This is a genomic window from Xanthomonas hortorum, assembly GCF_011305375.1.
Classification (GTDB): Bacteria; Pseudomonadota; Gammaproteobacteria; order Xanthomonadales; family Xanthomonadaceae; genus Xanthomonas; species Xanthomonas hortorum_E.
Genome location: NZ_VCME01000018.1, coordinates 75,377 through 92,838 on the forward strand (window position 1 = coordinate 75,377; position 17,462 = coordinate 92,838).

The 17,462-nt window shown below is 65.4% G+C and carries 16 protein-coding genes, 1 tRNA gene, 1 other RNA gene and 1 pseudogene; 8 read left to right on the forward strand and 11 right to left on the reverse strand.

What is annotated here, in order from left to right; translation table 11 throughout:
* Positions 1–175: 175 nt before the first annotated feature.
* From FFY45_RS15940 to FFY45_RS15960, 5 genes are read right to left on the reverse strand one after another with little or no spacing between them, the layout of a single operon-like run.
* Complete coding sequence (locus FFY45_RS15940; protein ID WP_176341180.1) at positions 176–1,084, reverse strand: dihydrodipicolinate synthase family protein; 909 nt, start codon at positions 1,082–1,084, stop codon at positions 176–178.
* Entirely contained in the window at positions 1,081–2,394 is a 1,314-nt protein-coding gene (locus FFY45_RS15945) for an NAD(P)/FAD-dependent oxidoreductase (protein WP_176341181.1), read from the reverse strand. The genes FFY45_RS15940 and FFY45_RS15945 overlap by 4 nt, the downstream gene beginning before the upstream one ends.
* Positions 2,387–2,632, reverse strand: coding sequence for a 2Fe-2S iron-sulfur cluster-binding protein (locus FFY45_RS15950; RefSeq protein ID WP_055825951.1), 246 nt, complete (start codon positions 2,630–2,632; stop codon positions 2,387–2,389). The genes FFY45_RS15945 and FFY45_RS15950 overlap by 8 nt, the downstream gene beginning before the upstream one ends.
* Positions 2,629–3,891, reverse strand: coding sequence for an NAD(P)/FAD-dependent oxidoreductase (locus FFY45_RS15955; protein ID WP_176341182.1), 1,263 nt, complete (start codon positions 3,889–3,891; stop codon positions 2,629–2,631). The genes FFY45_RS15950 and FFY45_RS15955 overlap by 4 nt, the downstream gene beginning before the upstream one ends.
* Complete coding sequence (locus tag FFY45_RS15960; RefSeq protein WP_176341183.1) at positions 3,891–4,829, reverse strand: proline racemase family protein; 939 nt, start codon at positions 4,827–4,829, stop codon at positions 3,891–3,893. Before FFY45_RS15960 ends, FFY45_RS15955 begins: the two co-directional genes overlap by 1 nt.
* Positions 4,830–4,989: 160 nt before the next feature.
* Between FFY45_RS15960 and FFY45_RS15965 the strand changes: the two genes are divergently transcribed.
* The 4 genes from FFY45_RS15965 to FFY45_RS15980 all read left to right on the forward strand — a co-directional run bounded on the left by FFY45_RS15965 (position 4,990) and on the right by FFY45_RS15980 (position 9,046).
* The gene (locus FFY45_RS15965; RefSeq protein WP_006451835.1) at positions 4,990–5,706 is read left to right on the forward strand and encodes an AraC family transcriptional regulator; all 717 of its coding nucleotides are present in this window, start codon (positions 4,990–4,992) and stop codon (positions 5,704–5,706) included.
* Positions 5,707–5,910: 204 nt separating this feature from the next.
* On the forward strand, positions 5,911–7,584 hold the full coding sequence (gene ftsY, locus FFY45_RS15970; protein ID WP_176341184.1) for a signal recognition particle-docking protein FtsY: 1,674 nt from the start codon (positions 5,911–5,913) through the stop codon (positions 7,582–7,584).
* Between the two features lie 56 nt (positions 7,585–7,640).
* The gene (gene mutY, locus FFY45_RS15975) at positions 7,641–8,714 is read left to right on the forward strand and encodes an A/G-specific adenine glycosylase (protein WP_176341185.1); all 1,074 of its coding nucleotides are present in this window, start codon (positions 7,641–7,643) and stop codon (positions 8,712–8,714) included.
* A gap of 53 nt (positions 8,715–8,767) precedes the next feature.
* Entirely contained in the window at positions 8,768–9,046 is a 279-nt protein-coding gene (locus FFY45_RS15980; RefSeq protein ID WP_006451832.1) for an oxidative damage protection protein, read from the forward strand.
* A gap of 63 nt (positions 9,047–9,109) precedes the next feature.
* Here the strand turns inward: FFY45_RS15980 and FFY45_RS15985 are convergent.
* The 3 genes from FFY45_RS15985 to FFY45_RS15995 all read right to left on the reverse strand — a co-directional run bounded on the left by FFY45_RS15985 (position 9,110) and on the right by FFY45_RS15995 (position 11,946).
* Positions 9,110–9,185: non-coding RNA, sX9 sRNA (locus FFY45_RS15985), on the reverse strand.
* A gap of 690 nt (positions 9,186–9,875) precedes the next feature.
* A complete protein-coding gene (locus FFY45_RS15990; protein WP_176341186.1) occupies positions 9,876–11,498 on the reverse strand; it encodes a hybrid sensor histidine kinase/response regulator in 1,623 nt (540 codons plus the stop codon).
* Between the two features lie 115 nt (positions 11,499–11,613).
* Positions 11,614–11,946 (reverse strand): SMR family transporter, encoded by a 333-nt coding sequence (locus FFY45_RS15995; protein ID WP_043889818.1) that lies wholly within the window; start codon positions 11,944–11,946, stop codon positions 11,614–11,616.
* 284 nt (positions 11,947–12,230) lie between these two features.
* Here FFY45_RS15995 and FFY45_RS16000 point away from each other — a divergent pair, with 284 nt between their 5' ends.
* On the forward strand, positions 12,231–12,905 hold the full coding sequence (locus tag FFY45_RS16000) for a class I SAM-dependent methyltransferase (RefSeq protein WP_176341187.1): 675 nt from the start codon (positions 12,231–12,233) through the stop codon (positions 12,903–12,905).
* Positions 12,906–12,921: 16 nt separating this feature from the next.
* Here the strand turns inward: FFY45_RS16000 and FFY45_RS16005 are convergent, their stop codons facing one another.
* From FFY45_RS16005 to FFY45_RS16015, 3 genes are all read right to left on the reverse strand, one after another.
* Positions 12,922–13,530: a hypothetical protein gene (locus FFY45_RS16005; RefSeq protein WP_255172002.1), complete on the reverse strand. Its 609-nt coding sequence runs from the start codon at positions 13,528–13,530 to the stop codon at positions 12,922–12,924.
* A 153-nt stretch (positions 13,531–13,683) separates the two neighbouring features.
* Positions 13,684–13,950: a hypothetical protein gene (locus FFY45_RS16010; protein WP_043889283.1), complete on the reverse strand. Its 267-nt coding sequence runs from the start codon at positions 13,948–13,950 to the stop codon at positions 13,684–13,686.
* Between the two features lie 284 nt (positions 13,951–14,234).
* Positions 14,235–14,310 (reverse strand) — tRNA-Phe (locus tag FFY45_RS16015).
* A 180-nt stretch (positions 14,311–14,490) separates the two neighbouring features.
* Between FFY45_RS16015 and FFY45_RS16020 the strand changes: the two are divergent.
* The 3 genes and pseudogenes from FFY45_RS16020 to FFY45_RS16030 form a co-directional block, all read left to right on the forward strand.
* A pseudogene (locus FFY45_RS16020) lies at positions 14,491–15,024 on the forward strand (lipocalin family protein); the annotation flags it as partial.
* Between the two features lie 110 nt (positions 15,025–15,134).
* A complete protein-coding gene (locus FFY45_RS16025; protein ID WP_023904379.1) occupies positions 15,135–15,611 on the forward strand; it encodes an LEA/WHy family protein in 477 nt (158 codons plus the stop codon).
* A gap of 37 nt (positions 15,612–15,648) precedes the next feature.
* Positions 15,649–17,442: an acyl-CoA dehydrogenase C-terminal domain-containing protein gene (locus FFY45_RS16030; protein WP_176341188.1), complete on the forward strand. Its 1,794-nt coding sequence runs from the start codon at positions 15,649–15,651 to the stop codon at positions 17,440–17,442.
* Positions 17,443–17,462 lie beyond the last annotated feature (20 nt).

Consider the following 17,462-nt stretch of genomic DNA (forward strand, 5'->3'; position numbering starts at 1 on the left):
ACGGACCCTGCGCACCGTGCGGCAGCGGCCGACCAGGAGCGATGAGGATGTCGCGGTAATGCGACATCCTCATCGACAAACGTCTCGCTACACCAGTCTCGCTACACCGGCCGCCACGTCAGCGCGTGACTCCGTGCGCGGCGCTCAGCCAGTCGCGTGCAGCAAGACATCATCGTCAGGACAATGTCGGCGCAGTGGCGATCGCGTGATCGATGACCTTGAGCGCGGCCTCACGCTCTGCACCTTCGACCACCAGGCGCGGGGCGCGCACGCGCTCGCTGCCGAGGCCCACTTTTTCCTGCACCAGTTTGATCAACTGCACGAACTTGGGCACGGTATCCAGGCGCAGCAGTGGCAGGAACCAGTCGTAGAGTTCCTTGGCCGCCGGATACCCGCCATCGCGCGCGAGTTCGAACAGGCGCACCGATTCCTTCGGGTATGCATTGACCAGACCGGCGATCCAGCCCTTGGCGCCCATGCTCAGGCCTTCGACGATGGCATCGTCCATGCCGACCAGCAGCGCCAGACGATCGCCCAGCAATTCCTGCAACGCGGCGAAGCGGCGCACATCGCCCGAGGATTCCTTCACTGCCTGCAGATTGGGGAATTCGGCGGCCAGCTCGGCGATCTGCGCCGGGCCGAAGTCGGTCTTGTAGGCCACCGGATTGTTGTACAGGATCACCGGCAGATCGGTCGCGGCGATCACCGCGCGCACATGGGCGCCCATCTCGCGCCAATCGGTGGAATACACGTACGGCGGCAACACCATCAGCCCGCCGCAACCGAGTTCCTTTGCGGCTTTGGCCAGCGCCACCGCTTCACCGGTCGCCAGGCTTGCGATGCCGGGCACCACCGGCACGCGGCCGTTCAATGCAGTGATCAGCGTCTTGAGCACGGCCAGCTTGTCGTCCACGCTCAGGGTGGCCGCTTCGCCCAGCGAGCCCAGCGGCACGATCGCGGTGCAACCGGCGTCCACCAGCTGATTGGCGTGCTTGGCCAGGAAGTCGTGGTCGATCTCACCGGAGGCGGTGAACGGGGTGGTGATGGCCGGCAACACGCCGTGCCAGAACGCAGCAATGCTCATGGATGATTCCCTTGCGAGTCGGAAGTGAACGGGTCGGCCAGCGCCGCGAGGCGGACCGGGAACAACGGCGGCCGGCGGCCGGCGTCGGTGGAAAGCTCGGGCGGGCAGCGCCCCAGTTCGGCCAGCGCAGTACCGCAGATACGGCCCTGGCAAGCGCCCATGCCGCAGCGCGAAGCGAGCTTGGCATCGCGTGCATCGTTGAAGTTGTCCAACGCGCCCAGCGGCACGTCTTCGCAGCGACACACCAGCGTGTCGGGCTGCGCCAGCGTGCGGATGCGTGGATTCAGTGCAAACTGCTGCTGCAATAACTGCGCGAACGCACGCGCGGCACGCCGACGTGGCTGCAAGCGCAGCGCGGCATCAGGTGCATCGGCGGCCATATGTCCGGCCATCGCGCCTTCGATCAGCGCGCAATCGCGCCCGCCGATGCCGCAGGCTTCGCCCGCTGCAAAGACCTGGGTGACGCTGGTGCGCAGCAACGCATCCACGCGTACTTGCTGATGCGCGCCGCAGGCTTCCAGCTGACACCCCAGCAGTTGCGCGAGTTCGGTATTGGGCACCAGGCCATAGCCAACGGCCAGTTGATCGCAGGCGACACGCGTACGACCGGCAGGCCCTTCGATTTCGATTTCGCGCAGTTGCGTGTCGCCGTGTGCGGCAACCACCCAACTACCGGCGCGATACGCCACCGCGCGCAACTGCAAGCGCAACGACACCGCCTGCGCCGCCTTGCCCGGCCAGCGCCACAACTGCAATGCGAACTGCCGCAACGCAGCTGCAGAAGTTTGTTCGTGGATGCCGAGCACCTGTGCGCCATGCCGTTGCAAGGTGGCCGCACTGGCCAGCAGCAGCGGGCCGCTGCCGGCGACCACCACGCACTTGCCGGCCAGCGGCCAGCCCTGTTTGGCCAGCGCCTGCGCCGCGCCGGCGCCGGTCACGCCGGGCAAGGTCCAGCCCGGGAATGGCAGCAGCAATTCGCGCGCGCCGGTGGCCAGCACCAGGGCTGCGTAATGCAGTTGCAGCGTGCCGTCCGGGCCATCGGCCAACAGCCAACCCGGCTGCGCCAACAGAATCTGCGTGCGCGTCAGCAGCGTGATCGATGCATCGCCCTGCACCTGTTGCAACAGCGCGCGCGCATCGGCCGGCGCACCATACTGCACATCGCTGCGCCAGACCTGACCACCGGCACGCGGCTGCATGTCGACAACGCCCACGCGCACGCCGTGACTGGCCGCCGCCTGCGCCGCCGCCAGGCCGGCCGGGCCGGCACCGATCACCAACACATCGAAATGCTGCACGCGCTCAGCCATCGGTGCGTACCTGCATGCCGTCGCGCGCATCCACCAGGCAGGCGCGTTGCTGGCCGATGCCATCGATACGCACCCGGCATTCGAAACACACGCCCATGCCGCACAACGGCGCGCGCGGCTGGCCACTGCACGATTGCCGAAACTGCAGCGTCGCCAGCGCCACCGCTGCGGCAACGCTGGCGCCGGCCGGCACTTCGACCAGTTGCGCATCCACATGCAAACGCACCGTCGCGCTCATGCGGCCGCACCGTGCACGGCGCGTGCCGGTGCATAAGGCGCCGGGTCTATCGCAGGCGTACGCCCGAGCAGGCTGTCCACGATCACCTGTGCGCTCCCCAGCGCCGTGGTGACACCCAGCCCCTCGTGACCGGCGGCCACCCACACATCCCGCCGGCCGGGCACCGCCCCAAGATACGGCCGCCCGTCCGGTGTTGCCGGGCGCAACCCGGTCCACACCCGGATCGCCTGCAACTCGCGCAACACCGGCAGATAGGCGAACGCACGTTGCAGCATCTGCTGCAGCACCGGCATCGACAGCGCGCGATCGTGCTCGCCGAACTGGCGCGAAGAGCCGATCAGGATCTGCCCGGTCGGTCGCGGCTGCACATTGAACGCCACGCTGGTGTCGTCGGCGCCATGCGCCGAATCCGCGTAGCCCAACTCCAGCAACTGATGCCGGATCAAGCCCGGATGCCGATCGGTGATGACCAGATGGCCCTTGCGTGGGCGCAATGCCAGCTCGGGCAGCAACTGCGGCAATGCCACACCGCTGGCCACCAGCACCGGGCCGGCCAACAGCTGGCCGTCGTCCAGACGCACCCCATGCGCCTGCAACTGCTCCACCTTGCGGCCGGCAAACAGCTGCGCGCCCGCCTTGCAGGCCAGGCTCACCAGATGCCGCGCCACCCGCGGCGGATACACCACGGCCTCACCGGGCACGCGCATGCCGCCGGCCAGGCCCGGCGCCAGTTGGGGTTCCAGCGCGTACAACTGGCTCGTATCGATGGCCTCGGCATGCAGATCGGCCGCCGCCAAGCGCGCAATCTTGGCCGGCACCGCCGCCAGTTCGCGCGCATCGCGAGCCACCCACAGCGTGCCGCAGCGGCTGAATTCGGCCTCGCTCAGTTGCGCAAACCGCTCCCACAGCCGTAACGAGTACGCCGACAACGCCAACTCGGCCGGGTCGTCGTCCATCGCCACCAGGTGCCCCATCGCCGCAGCGGTGGAGCCGCCGCCGATCGGCCCCGGCTCGACGATCGCCACGCGCAGCCCTTCGCCAGCCGCCGCCTCGGCGCAGGCCGCGCCGACAATGCCTGCGCCAATCACAATCAGGTCGTAGCTGCGTCGCGTGGACGCAGCGGTCGGCCATGTGTGCGTGTCTGTTCGTGCAGCGGCGTATGCAGCCGCCGCATCACCAGTCTGCGCGGCCGCGGACACGGCGGCTGACGCAGCAGGCGCTGCGCCGGCACTTCCCTGCGCGCGCGGCGGCTGGTGCATCAGGCCACGATGCCCCAGGCGAACGGGTCGGCCGGGTCGATCGACAACTGCGAGCGCGCGGTGATGTAGGCATGCCCGCTGATGCGCGGCGCAATGCCACGCCCACTCAACCGATAACTGCCTTCGAACGTGCTGCCCAGGATGCCTTGCTGCACCCAATGCTCGCCCTCGCCCAGCTTGCCGTCGGCGGCCAGGCAGGCCAGTTTGGCGCTGGTGCCGGTGCCGCACGGCGAGCGGTCGTAGGCCAGGCCCGGGCACAGCACGAAATTACGTGCCAGGCCGCTGCCGTCGGGCGCGGGGCCATTGACTTCGATATGGTCGATCTCGCCACCGGCCTCACCGGTGATGCCGGCCGCTTCCAAGGCCAGCCGGATCGCTTCGGTATAAGCGGTCAGTTCGCGCTGATGCGCCAGATCCAGCACACACGGCGCCTGTTCGGTGATGAAAAACCAGTTGCCGCCCCAGGCCACATCGCCGCGCACGCGGCCGTGGCCGGGCACGTCCACCTCCACGCCGGTCGCAAAGCGATAACTCTCGACATTGTCGACCGACACCGTGCCGTCTTCTGCCAGTTCCACACCCACCGTGCCGACCGGGGTTTCGATGCGGTGCTGGCCCGGCGCGATGCGCCCAAGCGCGGCCAGCGTGCGCACCACTCCGATGGTGCCGTGTCCGCACATGCCCAGGTAGCCGACGTTGTTGAAGAAGATCACCCCGGTGCAGGCGCTGGGGTCGCGTGGCGGCAGCAACAAGGCGCCGACCATGGTGTCCGAGCCGCGTGGTTCGCAGGCGATCGCGCTGCGCCACTGATCGAACTCGTTACGAAAGCGCTCGCGACACTGCGCCAGATCGCCATCGCCCAGATCGGGGAAGCCGGAGAGGACCACGCGGGTAGGTTCGCCGGCCGTATGGGAGTCGATGACGTCGATGGTGTGCATGGCTCATGCTCCCACTGCGGGCTGGCAGGCGACTAGCGTCCAATGCGAGTTGCAAATGCGGAAATCTGCACAATCGACAACCCGGTTCACAGCCCCGCGTTTGCGCTAGGATCATTGCTGGGCCGCGCCTTTCGTGCAGCCGTCAATCGTGACCGCCACCATGACGCCGATGGACCTCAACCTTCCCGCGCTGGAAATGCAGACGCTGTTCGACGCACTGCCGGACGTGGTGTTCTTCATCAAGGATGGCCAGGGCCGCTACACCCACTGCAACCTTACGCTCGTGCGCCGGCTGGGACGCAAGCTGCGCAGCGAAATCATCGGCCGCTCGCCGCTGGAGGTGTTCCCGCTGCCGCTGGGCGGAAGCTACATGATGCAGGACCGCCGCGTGCTGTGCGGCGAGCTCATCGACAATCAATTGGAGGTGCATCTGTACCCCAATCGCCTGCCCGGCTGGTGCCTGACCTTCAAGCGCCCGCTGTGCGAAGCCGACGAAGTGATCGGCATCGTGGGTATTTCGCGCGATCTGGGCCAGCCCGACAGCCGCCACTCGGCCTACGAACGCTTGAGCCAGGTGATGGAGCACATGCAGGCCAACTTCGGCGACAACCTGCGCGTGCAGAGTCTGGCCGACCTGGCCGGCTTGTCGGTGGCGCAGCTGGAGCGGCATTTCCGCCGCGTATTCCAGGTGACGCCGCAGCAACTGCTGACCAAGTTGCGCATCGAATCGGCGATGCGGCTGCTGTACGGCGACGACAGCATCGCCAGCATCGGGCAACGTTGCGGCTTTGCCGACCAGAGCGCGTTCGCACGCCAATTCAAGGCCACGGTGGGCATGACGCCGCGCGATTACCGCGCGCTCAAAGGTCAGTTGTAAGCAAAAAATCGGCGCTGACATACGGCTGGCACAAATGCCGAATTCGGCAGGATTCGGGTCGCCATTGCGATGCGGTTTGCACGGTCCCTGCGGCGACCATGCAGCGCGTCGGATGCTGCCCCGGATGAGGCCGCGCTGAAGGTCGCGTCAAGGCGAGCCAGGGCCCGGATGGTAGAATTTCGGGTTTCCCCAACTGCGTTGCCAATGGCCAGCTTCTTTCGCCGCAACAAGCCAACCACGCCCGACAGCGCGCGTACCTCGCGCTACAGCCTGGAAGAACTGGCAGCCGCATTTCCGACCGCACCTTCTGCCGCCACCCCGGTTTCGCCGGTTGAGGCCATGCCAGCTGCTGCGCCGAGCGGCACGCCAGCAGCGGTGCCGGTTGCTGTACCGGTTGCCACACCTGCTCCCGCACAGGCTGAGCCGGCGACTCCCACGCCCGCTGCCGCTCCGGCCGAGCAGCTTGCGCAAGATATCGCCGCGCGTACCGGTCAGGCTCAGAGCATCGCCGCAGTGCCCACCGCGCCTGCCCCGCCGGCAACGCCCGCGCCTTCGGCATTGCAGGCACTGCCTGATCCCAAACCGCCTTTCACGCCTGCAGCCCCCACTCCAGTAGTGGTGGCGCCGGTTGTCGCGCAGCCACACACCGCTCCAGTGCTGCCTGCTGCTGCACCCGCGCAGCCGGCCACGCCCGCAACGCCTTCGCAGACTGCTGCGCCTGCGCTCGCACCTACCGCTCCGTCGACGACTGCCACACCTGCTGCTGCGCCGGCTGCAACACCAGCTGTCGTTGCACCGCCTGCCGCTGCACCGACGTCTGCAGCTCCGGCCGTTGCCGTAACCCCAGCCGTCGCCACGCCCGTCGTCACCCCACCGGTCGTCGTCAACACCCCGCTACCGAGTACCCAGGACAACGACAGCATCGTCGGCCAGCGCGATGCGCTACCCGCAGCCCCGGCCGGCAAGCCGGGCTGGCGCGATCGTCTGCGCAACAGCACTTTCGCGCGCAGCTTCGGCGGTTTGTTCTCGCGCAACCCCAAGCTCGACGACGATCTGCTCGACGAGATCGAGACCGCACTGATCACCGCCGACGTCGGTATCGGCGCGACCACCGCATTGGTCGAAGGCCTGCGCAAGCGCATGAAGTCGCGCGAGTTCGTCGATGCGCAGGCGATGTTCAAGGCGCTGCGCGCCGATCTCATCGCGCTGCTGCAGCCGGTCTCCAAACCATTGGTCATCGATCGCTCGGTCAAGCCGTTCGTGATCCTCACCGTCGGCGTCAACGGCGTCGGCAAGACCACCACCATCGGCAAGCTCGCCAAGCGCTTCAAGGACGAAGGCAACAGCTTGATGCTGGCCGCCGGCGACACCTTCCGCGCCGCCGCGGTGGCGCAATTGCAGGCCTGGGGCGACCGCAACGGCGTGGCCGTGATCGCGCAGGGGCAGAACGCCGATGCCGCATCGGTGGCGTTCGACGCGCTGCAGGCCGCCAAGGCGCGCGGCACCGAAGTGCTGATCGCCGACACCGCCGGCCGCCTGCACACCCAGACCGGCCTGATGAACGAACTCGGCAAGATCCGCCGTGTGCTCGGCAAAATCGACGCCGCCGCACCGCACGAAGTGCTGATGGTCATCGACGGCACCACCGGCCAGAACGCCATTTCGCAGCTGCGCCAGTTCCATGCCGCCGTCGGCGTCACCGGACTGGTGGTCACCAAGCTCGATGGCACCGCCAAGGGCGGCGTGGTGTTCGCGCTGGCGCGCGAGTTCAATATTCCGATCCGCTTTGCCGGCATCGGCGAGCGCCCGGAAGATCTGCGCGTGTTCGACCCGGTCGCCTTCGTCGATGCGTTGCTGCCGGAAGCGTTGGGCAGCTGATCGGCAGACGCCTGCACGCGTCTGCCGCCGTTATGAAGTCATCGCCAGCAGAGCCCATGCCAGCCGACCACGCCACGCCCACCGCTGACGCTTTCGTCCACCGCCTGCTGCACTGGTTCGACGGCCACGGTCGTCACGATCTGCCCTGGCAACATCCGCGCGCGCCCTACCGCGTGTGGCTGTCGGAAATCATGCTGCAGCAGACCCAGGTCGCGGTGGTCATTCCGTACTTCCTGAAGTTCGTCGCCAGCTTCCCGACCCTGGCCGACTTGGCTGCGGCCGACAACGACACCGTGATGGCGCACTGGGCCGGGCTGGGCTACTACGCACGTGCACGCAACCTGCATGCGGCCGCCAAGCAATGCGTCGCCTTGCACGACGGTGAGTTGCCACGTGATTTCGATGCGCTGCTCGCGCTGCCCGGCATCGGCCGCAGCACGGCGGGCGCCATCCTCAGCCAGGCCTGGAACGACCGCTTTGCCATCATGGACGGCAACGTGAAACGCGTGATGACGCGCTTCCATGGCATTGCCGGCTATCCCGGCCTGCCGGTGATCGAAAAGCAGTTATGGCAGCTGGCCACGGCGCACATCGCGCATGTACCGGCCGGCCGCCTGGCCGACTACACCCAGGCGCAAATGGATTTCGGCGCCACGCTGTGCACACGCGCAAAACCGGCATGCGTGCTGTGTCCGTTGCAGGACGATTGCGTGGCGCGCCGCGAGGGCCTGGTGGAAGCATTGCCTACGCCCAAGCCCGGCAAACAATTACCCGAGCGCGAAGCCACCGCGCTGCTGCTGGAAAACGCAGACAACCAGATCCTGCTGCAACGCCGCCCGCCAACCGGTATCTGGGCCTCGCTATGGACGTTGCCACAGGCCGAGACCGACAGCGGCATGCGCGCATGGTTCGCCAACCATATCCAAGGTGATTACGAGCGCGCCGATGAGATGCCGCTGATCGTGCACACCTTCAGCCATTACCGCCTGCATCTGCAGCCGTTGCGCATCCGCAAGGTCGCGCTGCGTACAGCGGTGCGCGACAATGACGATCTGCGCTGGGTGGCCCGCGCCGATCTCGCAGCGCTGGGCCTGCCGGCGCCGATCCGCAAACTGCTCGACGCTCTGTAAGGCGCACTCACACTTCAAGCGCGCACGTTGAGCGCGCATCCAAGGGAATTTGCATGTCACGCACCGTGTTCTGCCAGTACCAGCAATGCGACACCGACGGCCTGGATTTTGTGCCGTATCCCGGCGAACTCGGCCAGCGCGTGTTCGCACATATCGGCAAGACCGCATGGCAGGCATGGCTGGCGCATCAGACCATGCTGATCAACGAAAACCGGCTCTCGCCACGCGACCCCAAGCACCGCGCGTTTCTCGAAGCCGAATTGCAGAAGTTTCTGTTCGAGCGCAATGCCGACAAGCCGGATGGCTATGTCGCGCCGATGAGCGAAGAGTAAGCGCATCCATCGGGCACCATTGCGCTCACTACCAGGCGGGCGCGCAGCCTGCCGACTAAAAGCGGCTAACAAAATGTAGCGAGCGGTCGTCAGGTCGGCGTGGACGGCGCGCAGGGACCGGAGTGTAAGAGTGGTACATGAGGATTCCGAGCACCATCCGCACACGCCTGGCGGCTGCGCAGTAGTTTTGTTAGCCGCTCTAAATGCAGCACTGATTTAGAACTGCTAAAAACGACTTCATGCCGGTCCGTTGCAGAGCGGATGATTTGGGTCTTCGCTGTAGGGCGGATGATCTGCGGCTTGGCTGCGGCTTGGCTGCGGCTTGGCTGCAGGGCCCTTGCCCGCCCACCCTCGCGGGACACGCCGCAAGTACATCCATGTAGGCTCTTACGCGGCATCCATGCCGCGTAAGGTCCCGCGAGGGTGGGCGGGCAAGGGCCAATCAAGATGGTCGGTGTGCCTAGTTGCAAGCAATGCACGACGTGCGTTTTTTGAATAACTCCAGCTTCCCAAAGCAAACCAAGCAGCAGGCAGGCTTTCACCCCACTGCCGACCAACTCTATGGCGCGGTGCCCTCACCGATTGCGGGACCGTGTGGCGGCATGGATGCCGCCACCGAGCCTACATGGACGTACTTGCGGCGTGTCCCGCGAGCGGTGAGGGCACCGCGCCCTCGACCGACTCAGCATTTGAGCTGGGCTGCATCCAACAAGAGGCGACCAACAAAACCACTATGCTCACCGCCAGGCGACCGCGCTCTACGTTTTATTAGTCGCTCTTGGCTGCAACACTTTCAACCAGGCATCTGCATCGCCTCGGCAAACACCTCTCAACAGACACCAACAGGCCCGTCCAGCAACAAGCGGACACGCTTGAGCAATTCCTTCTGCGTATACGGCTTGTTGACCACGCCGAACTCCGCGCCATCAACGTCGGTGCGCTGGATGCCGGCATCGGCGTAGCCGGTGGTGAGCAGAATCTTGATCTTGGGCAGCATGCGGCAGGCCTCGCGTGCGAGCACCACACCATTCATGCCGCCCGGCATGATCAGATCGGTGAACAACGCATCCACTTCCGGATGCAGCTCCAGCACTGCGATTGCTTCGCGTCCGCTGGATGCGCACAGGACACGGTAGCCGGCACCTTCCAGAAAGAGCTTGGCAACCACCGCCACGTCCGGCTTGTCTTCCACGATCAGGATGTTCTCGCTACCGCCCTGGTCGATCACGCGCTGTTTGACCGCCTGCACGTCGTCCGCATACTCGCTGGATGCCGGGAAATACAGCCGCACCGTGGTGCCTTCGCCCACTTCGCTATGGATGCGCACGGTGCCGCCAGACTGCTTGACGAAGCCGTACACCATCGACAACCCCAACCCGGTACCCTGGCCTTCTTCCTTGGTGGTGAAGAACGGCTCCATCACCCGGCTGGCGATGTCCGGCGGCATGCCCGAGCCGGTGTCGCGCACGGCGATACTCACATAGCGCCCTGGTGCCAACTGGTGATAGGTCGCCAGCTCGTGGCTGGTGATCTCCACATTCTGCGTCTGTACCGTGACTTCCTTGCGCTCGGCATAGGCCATCGCATCGCGCGCGTTGATCAACACATTCAGCAGCGCCATCTCGGCCTGGGTGGTGTCGATCTGGCAATTCCACAGCCCCTCTTCCAGCGACTGCCGCAGGCTGATGTCGCCGCCCAGCGTACGCTCGGCCATGTTATTCATGCCCGACACCAGACCGTTGAGATTCACCACGCCGCCGCGCAACTTCTGCTTGCGCGAAAATGCGAGCAATTGCTGGGTCAATGTGGCCGCCTTGGCCGCAGCAGCGGCCGCCTGCTCGGCACTGAACGCAATGCGTTTGGCATTACCACCGCCGTCCGCAGCCATCATCTGGATCACTTCCAGATGGCCGGACATCACCTGCAGCAGATTATTGAAATCGTGCGCGATACCGCCGGTCAATTGACCCAACGCTTCCATCTTCTGCGCCTGACGCAAGGCATCCTCGGCATCGCGGCGACGGCTCACATCCAGCTGCGAACCGAAGAAATACACCAGCTCGCCCTTGTCATCGAACACCGGCGAGACGAACAGCGCATTCCAGAACGAAGAACCGTCCTTGCGGTAATTCATCACTTCGGTGGCGAATGCGCGACGGTTGGCGATGGAATCGCGAACCTCGTTGACGTTGGCCGGGTCGGTGTCCGGCCCTTGCAGAAAACGGCAATTGTGGCCAATGACCTCTTCCGACGAATACCCGGTCATTTCCAGAAATGCGCGGTTGGCGAACACGATGGGGTTGTCCAGCAAATGCGGGTCGGTCACCGTCATCGGCATCCGCGTGGTTTCCACCGCGGCAAAAAAGATATCCGAGCGTTGCTTCTCGACAGGAGGACCGCGAGATCCGCTGATGTGGGGCGCACATGGCGCTCCGTGACCGGGATCGTTCAAGTGCATCTTCTGCGCAGGGCAATGTTCATGACCGGAGTCTAGTTGGAGGCGGTTAGTTGACTCCTCACATGCGCTGCGTACGTTTTGCCACTAAGGCAGCGCTCGCCCGTGCAGGCTAGTGTGGCGCAACCTTGGAAAACACATTGATCACCACTGCCCCAGCCGCGATCAACCCCATACCCAGCATCGCCGGCGCATCCAGCCGTTGCCCGTGGAGTGCCCATGCCACCAGCGAAATCAGCACGATGCCCGCGCCCGACCACAGGGCATAGGCGATGCCGACCGGGATGACACGCAATGTGAGCCCCAGAAAATAAAACGAAATGCCATAGCCCAGCACCGTCAGCAGCGATGGCCACAAGCGCGTGAAGCCTTCGCTGGATTTGAGCGCCGAAGTCGCGGTGACTTCTGCGCAGATTGCCACCGCCAGGAACACCCAGTTCTTCATCGCTGCCACCCTGTCGTCCGCAATCCGGCGACCATAACCGCCAGCGCCGGCTTGCATGCAAGCGCGCAGCTGTGAGCCATTGCAGACATGGTCGCTTGCTGCAAGCCAGCCAAGTGGTGCCACACGCTGCCATGCGTAGACATCCGCAGACGTGCATCGGCAAGGTTTTGCCGTAGCATGCGCGGGCACCAAGCAGCTCCTGCGCCGCGTCCGGCCGTTCTGGCACCGTTGCGCGCATTCTTTCCCGCGCCAGTGCCTTCGTCTGGCGACCATGCGGTATCACCATGCCGGGCTACCAGACCCAGATTCACGAGTTGACCTTCGGGCAACTGACCTACGTCATTCGCGCACTGGCCGACAAGCAGCAGTATGCCGATCCCGATGAAAGCGCTGCCGAGGCGGGCATTTCGTCCGCGCAATGGAGTCTGTTCGGCCAGGTCTGGCCGGCCGGGCAACTGCTTGCCGAAGCGATGGCCACGCGCCCGATCGAAGGCAGACGCATCCTCGAACTCGGTTGCGGCTTGGGGCTGGCGAGTCTGGTGCTGCGCAGGCGCGGCGCCGACGTCGTCGCCAGCGATCACCACCCGCTGGCCGAAGTGTTTCTGGCCTACAACGCTGCGCTCAATTCGCTGGAATCGGTGCCGTATCGGCGGCTGGACTGGGACACCGGCGCGCTCAACATGGGCCAGTTCGACATGATCATCGCCAGCGACGTGCTTTACGAAACCCGCCACGCCACCATGCTGGCAAAACTCATTCCCGCGCTGGCAAAGCCCTCGTGCGAGATCGTCATCAGCGACCCGGGCCGCGGCAACGCCAATGCCTTGTCGCGCATGCTCGCAGACATCGGGTTTTCACTGATCGCCGGCGATCGCCAGGCCTCGGTGCAGGTGGCCAAGGCACCGCGCCTGTTCGTCTATCGGCGCAACATGGACAACTGGAGGCCGGCAGGCGGCTGATCGCAGCGCTGTGCCATCACGGCGTCGGCGTGTACGCCGACAGCGACACCGGCTTGCGCGGATCGGCCTTGATCTCGGTGTGCTCGCTCATCCGCATCGCATCGGCGTCAGGCGAGTCTTCGGTATTCATTTCCCAACTTTCCGTCACCCGCTTGTGGAAGAAGAACCCACCGCGCGCACGGTCGTAGCGGAAGCTGATGTAGTCGGTCCAATGCTGCCCGCACGACACGCCATTCTGTACGGTGAAATACGCGCCCTTCGCCACCAAGCCTTCTTCGCCATCCAGAAACGGATCGCACTGACCGCCTTCGTCGGCCTTGAAGATCACCCGCGTATTGCGCCCGGCTTCGACAAAGCCACCCTCTGCGTTCGCCACCAACACCAGCAAGGTGCGTGCAGGCGCAGCGCGCCCACTGGACCGCAACGCATCCAAGGTGCCTTCAGACGAGGCGCGCAGGGCCACCACATAATCCTGCCGGCCGTCTCCAGTCAGATCCGCAGTGGCAACGCCGATCACCGTCTGCCCGGCAGGCAGCAACCTTGCCGCATTGGCAGGCAGCGTGGACGCGCCACACGGCACGGCCGCGGCCAGTGCCATTGCCAACCACCAGTGGTGTTTCGTCATTGCCGTTCCTTCGTCCGATCAAGGCTACAAGGATACCCGGCCATGCAGGCTCCTCGACCGGTGATGCGTTACGGAGTACCACGCGCTGCAACACCACAGGCGACTGAGCACCACCTGCGCACAGCCAACAACTCACACACTGTTGTGGCGGCGCTAGGTCTCGCGAACCCGGTATTCCTTCGGATCCAGAAACTCCGCCAGGCAGGAGCCAACGCGCAGCGCCTGCTCACGCGCATCGCCGCGATACTCGCCCTGCCCGGCGCCCTCGATCGTGGCCACTGGCGACGCGCGGTCGCGGTGGTAGACGAACGCGGTCGAGAGCCACAACGTCGCGCCAGGCGCCTGGCTTTCCAACGTCTCCACGCGGAACTCACCGCAATAGCCATGAATCAACGTGCGTCGAAGTGTCTTGTGCGTCATGCCCGCAAGTATCGCCACGCGCAGTTGAAGACGACGTGGAAGCAAAGCACTCATCGCGAGACCGAGCAAGACGCCGCGCAGATTGACTGCGACGGCAACTTGCAGCGTCATTCGAGCCGATTTGCAAAGACGGCTCGCGACACAGCCTTATCGTCAAATCACTCTCCGACAGACACGACAAAACCACCCGCCAATCTGTGTGCAGGTCTGGCTCAAAGGAAACACAAGCAAGAGTCTGAAAACCCGGCGATTGCCGGAAAGCCTTGCGAATGAAGGCTGGGAAATGGTGGCCGAGGACGGAATCGAACCGCCGACACGGGGATTTTCAATCCCCTGCTCTACCAACTGAGCTACTCGGCCACTACCTGCAACACGATACCTGCGTTGCGAGGACGCGCATCATAGCGAGCAGGCGCAGTTTGGGCAAGCCTTGCGCGCAACTTTGTTGCGGGCCGGTGCCGGCAGCCGGGTTTCTTGCGCCGGTTCACGCCGCGCGGCGGGTGGCATGGCCTAGCCTGCGCGCGTCCCGAGGAGATTGTCATGCGCCTGCCCCGCCTGCTGCTGTCGTTCGCTTTGCTGCTGCCATTGACCGCTATTGCCCAACAGCCGATACGCGCGGTGCCGCAGCTGGACATCTCCCGCTACGCCGGGCAGTGGCACGAGATCGCGCATCTGCCGGTGTCGTTCCAGAAGAAGTGCCGCAGCGATATCACCGCCAGCTACACCTTGCGCGACGATGGCTTGATCGGCGTGCGCAACGGCTGCCGCACCGCCGATGGCGCCCTGACCCAGGCTGAGGGTGTGGCGCGGCCGGTCGCCGGGCACCCCGGCCAGTTGCAGGTACGCTTCGCTCCGGAATGGCTGAGCTGGCTGCCGCTGGTGTGGGCCGACTATTGGGTAATCGCGCTCGACCCGGACTACCAATGGGCGGTGGTCGGCGAGCCGGATCGCAAGTACCTGTGGATCCTGTCGCGCTCGCCACAGATGCAGCGCGCGCAGTTCGAGCAACTCAAGCTTCAGGCCACGCAGATGGGCTACGACCTGTCGCCGCTGATCGTGGCTGCGCCATTGCTGTCAGTGCAGCGCCCTGACCGCACGCCTTCAGTCCCCGTTGCCGCAGCAAGGCAGCAACCGTACTGCGTAGTATTCTTGGCGCCGCCTTACCCAGCCAAGGATCCGAGTACATGCGTCGTGCCTATCGCCTTGTGATTGTGTCGCTGACCTGCGCCCTGCTGCTGAGCGCCTGCGGCGGTGCGGTGCGCCGCGTGTCTGAGCCGGCAGCCCGCATACAGCAGCTGACCGTGCGCCCGGATGGCGCCTGGTCGGTGGACCTGCGGCTGCAGAACTACAGCAGCATCCCGATGCAGTTCGAGCGCGTGGCGCTGGAGATCTCCGCCGGCGACCAGTTGGCCGGCAAGCTCGACCAGGCCGTGGGTATTTCGATCGGCCCGGAGACCGCCGACGTGGTGACTGTCACCCTGCAGCCGACCTCGCTGGGCCGCCTCACCGTCGCCGACGTGCTCGCCAGCGGGCGCTCGCTGCCGTACACGCTCAAGGGCACGGTATGGGCGACCCCGCAGGACAAGAAGCAGCGCGATTTCACCGTCGAGTCGCGCAATACGCTCAGCCCGGCCCCCGGCCTCAACGGCGTGCTGCGCTGACGCGCACGCCTTCCCGCACTCGTTTGAAGGACTCCGCATGAGCAGCTACACCGCCCCGCTGACAGATTTCCGCTTTGCCCTGCACGACGTACTCGGTGCGCAAGCCCTGTTCGCCCGGCTCGGTTACACCGATGCCAGCACCGACATCATCGACGCCGTGCTCGAAGAAGCCGGTCGCTTCACCTCGCAGGTGCTGGCGCCGCTCAACAGCATCGGCGACGAGATCGGCTGTGCGTTCGACAAGAGCACCCACGCGGTGACTACCCCGCCGGGCTTCCGTGCGGCGTACAACCAGTTCGTCGAAGGCGGCTGGAACGGGCTCACCGCCGAGACGCAGTTCGGTGGTCAAGGCATGCCGCATACGCTGGGCGTGCCGTTGAGCGAGATGATCAACGCTGCCAACCTGGCCTGGGGCAACTTCCCGCTGCTCTCGCACGGCGCGATGGAAGCGCTGCGTCAGCACGGCGAAACCTGGCAGCAGGACGTCTTTCTCAAGCCGCTGATCGACGGCCGCTGGACCGGCACCATGTGCCTGACCGAGCCGCATTGCGGCACCGACCTGGGCCTGCTCAAGACCCGTGCCGAGCCCAACGCCGACGGCAGCTACGCCATCACCGGCACCAAGATCTTCATCACCGCCGGCGAGCACGACCTCACCGACAACATCGTGCATCTGGTACTGGCCAAACTGCCGGATGCACCGGCGGGCGCCAAGGGCATCTCGCTGTTCGTCACCCCCAAATTCAAGGTGGACCGCGACGGCACCGTGGGCGAGCGCAACGCGCTGCATTGCGGCTCGATCGAGCACAAAATGGGCATCAAGGGCTCGGTGACCTGCGTGATGAACTTCGAGGGCGCGCAGGGGTATCTGGTCGGCCAGCCGCACAAGGGCTTACAGGCCATGTTTACGATGATGAATACCGCACGTCTGAGCGTGGGCCTGCAGGGCATCGGCCTGTCCGAGCGCGCGTATCAGAACGCGCTGCGTTACAGCCGCGAGCGTCTGCAATCGCGCGCGCTCAGTGGTGCCAAGTTCCCCGATAAGCCGGCCGACCCGATCATCGTGCACCCGGACGTGCGCCGCATGCTGCTGACCATCAAGTCGCTGACCGAAGGCAGCCGCTTGCTGGCGCTCCACGCGGCCAGCCTGGTCGACATCAGCCACCACGGCGCTACCGAACAGGAACGCGCCGATGCCGAGACGCTGGTGAGCTTCCTCACCCCGATCTCCAAGGCCTGCCAGACCGAGTGGTCGATCGAGAACACCTACCACGCGCTGCAGTGCTTCGGCGGCCATGGCTACATCCGCGAATACGGCATGGAGCAGCTGGCCCGCGACGCCCGCATCACCACCATCTACGAAGGCACCACCGGCATCCAGGCGTTGGACCTGATCGGCCGCAAGACCGCCAGCAGCCAGGCCGCCGGGCTGAAGCTGTTCCTGGCCGATGTGGAAACCTTTGCAAATGCGCAGCAAGGCAATCCCGCGCTGGCCGAGTTCATCAAACCGCTGCGCGACAAGGCCAGCGAGTGGGCGATGCTGACCCGCGACGTGCTCGATCGCGCCGCCCGCAACCCCGACGAACTCGGCGCCGCCAGCTACGACTATCTGTTCTATTCCGGCTACGTGGTGCTGGCCTACTGGTGGGCGCGCAGCGTGGCCGCTGCCGATGCCTCCGCGCACAGCGAGGACTTCAAGCGCGCCAAACGCGAGACCGCACGCTTCTACTTCGCGCGCGTGCTGCCACGCACGCTGACCCATGCTGCCACCATCCGCAGCGGCGCCGTCCCCTTGATGACGCTGGAAGCGGAGCTGTTCGGCGAAGGCTGATCGCTGCGATACACAAACTG

What these genes read in the sequence shown, in the direction of transcription:
- FFY45_RS15940 (WP_176341180.1), bottom strand. Translation starts at nt 1,084, where the DNA reads ATGAGCATTGCTGCGTTCTGGCACGGCGTGTTGCCGGCCATCACCACC.
- FFY45_RS15945 (WP_176341181.1), bottom strand. Translation starts at nt 2,394, where the DNA reads ATGGCTGAGCGCGTGCAGCATTTCGATGTGTTGGTGATCGGTGCCGGC.
- FFY45_RS15950 (WP_055825951.1), bottom strand. Translation starts at nt 2,632, where the DNA reads ATGAGCGCGACGGTGCGTTTGCATGTGGATGCGCAACTGGTCGAAGTG.
- FFY45_RS15955 (WP_176341182.1), bottom strand. Translation starts at nt 3,891, where the DNA reads ATGCACCAGCCGCCGCGCGCGCAGGGAAGTGCCGGCGCAGCGCCTGCT.
- FFY45_RS15960 (WP_176341183.1), bottom strand. Translation starts at nt 4,829, where the DNA reads ATGCACACCATCGACGTCATCGACTCCCATACGGCCGGCGAACCTACC.
- FFY45_RS15965 (WP_006451835.1), top strand. Translation starts at nt 4,990, where the DNA reads ATGACGCCGATGGACCTCAACCTTCCCGCGCTGGAAATGCAGACGCTG.
- ftsY (WP_176341184.1), top strand. Translation starts at nt 5,911, where the DNA reads ATGGCCAGCTTCTTTCGCCGCAACAAGCCAACCACGCCCGACAGCGCG.
- mutY (WP_176341185.1), top strand. Translation starts at nt 7,641, where the DNA reads ATGCCAGCCGACCACGCCACGCCCACCGCTGACGCTTTCGTCCACCGC.
- FFY45_RS15980 (WP_006451832.1), top strand. Translation starts at nt 8,768, where the DNA reads ATGTCACGCACCGTGTTCTGCCAGTACCAGCAATGCGACACCGACGGC.
- FFY45_RS15995 (WP_043889818.1), bottom strand. Translation starts at nt 11,946, where the DNA reads ATGAAGAACTGGGTGTTCCTGGCGGTGGCAATCTGCGCAGAAGTCACC.
- FFY45_RS16000 (WP_176341187.1), top strand. Translation starts at nt 12,231, where the DNA reads ATGCCGGGCTACCAGACCCAGATTCACGAGTTGACCTTCGGGCAACTG.
- FFY45_RS16005 (WP_255172002.1), bottom strand. Translation starts at nt 13,530, where the DNA reads ATGACGAAACACCACTGGTGGTTGGCAATGGCACTGGCCGCGGCCGTG.
- FFY45_RS16010 (WP_043889283.1), bottom strand. Translation starts at nt 13,950, where the DNA reads ATGACGCACAAGACACTTCGACGCACGTTGATTCATGGCTATTGCGGT.
- FFY45_RS16025 (WP_023904379.1), top strand. Translation starts at nt 15,135, where the DNA reads ATGCGTCGTGCCTATCGCCTTGTGATTGTGTCGCTGACCTGCGCCCTG.
- FFY45_RS16030 (WP_176341188.1), top strand. Translation starts at nt 15,649, where the DNA reads ATGAGCAGCTACACCGCCCCGCTGACAGATTTCCGCTTTGCCCTGCAC.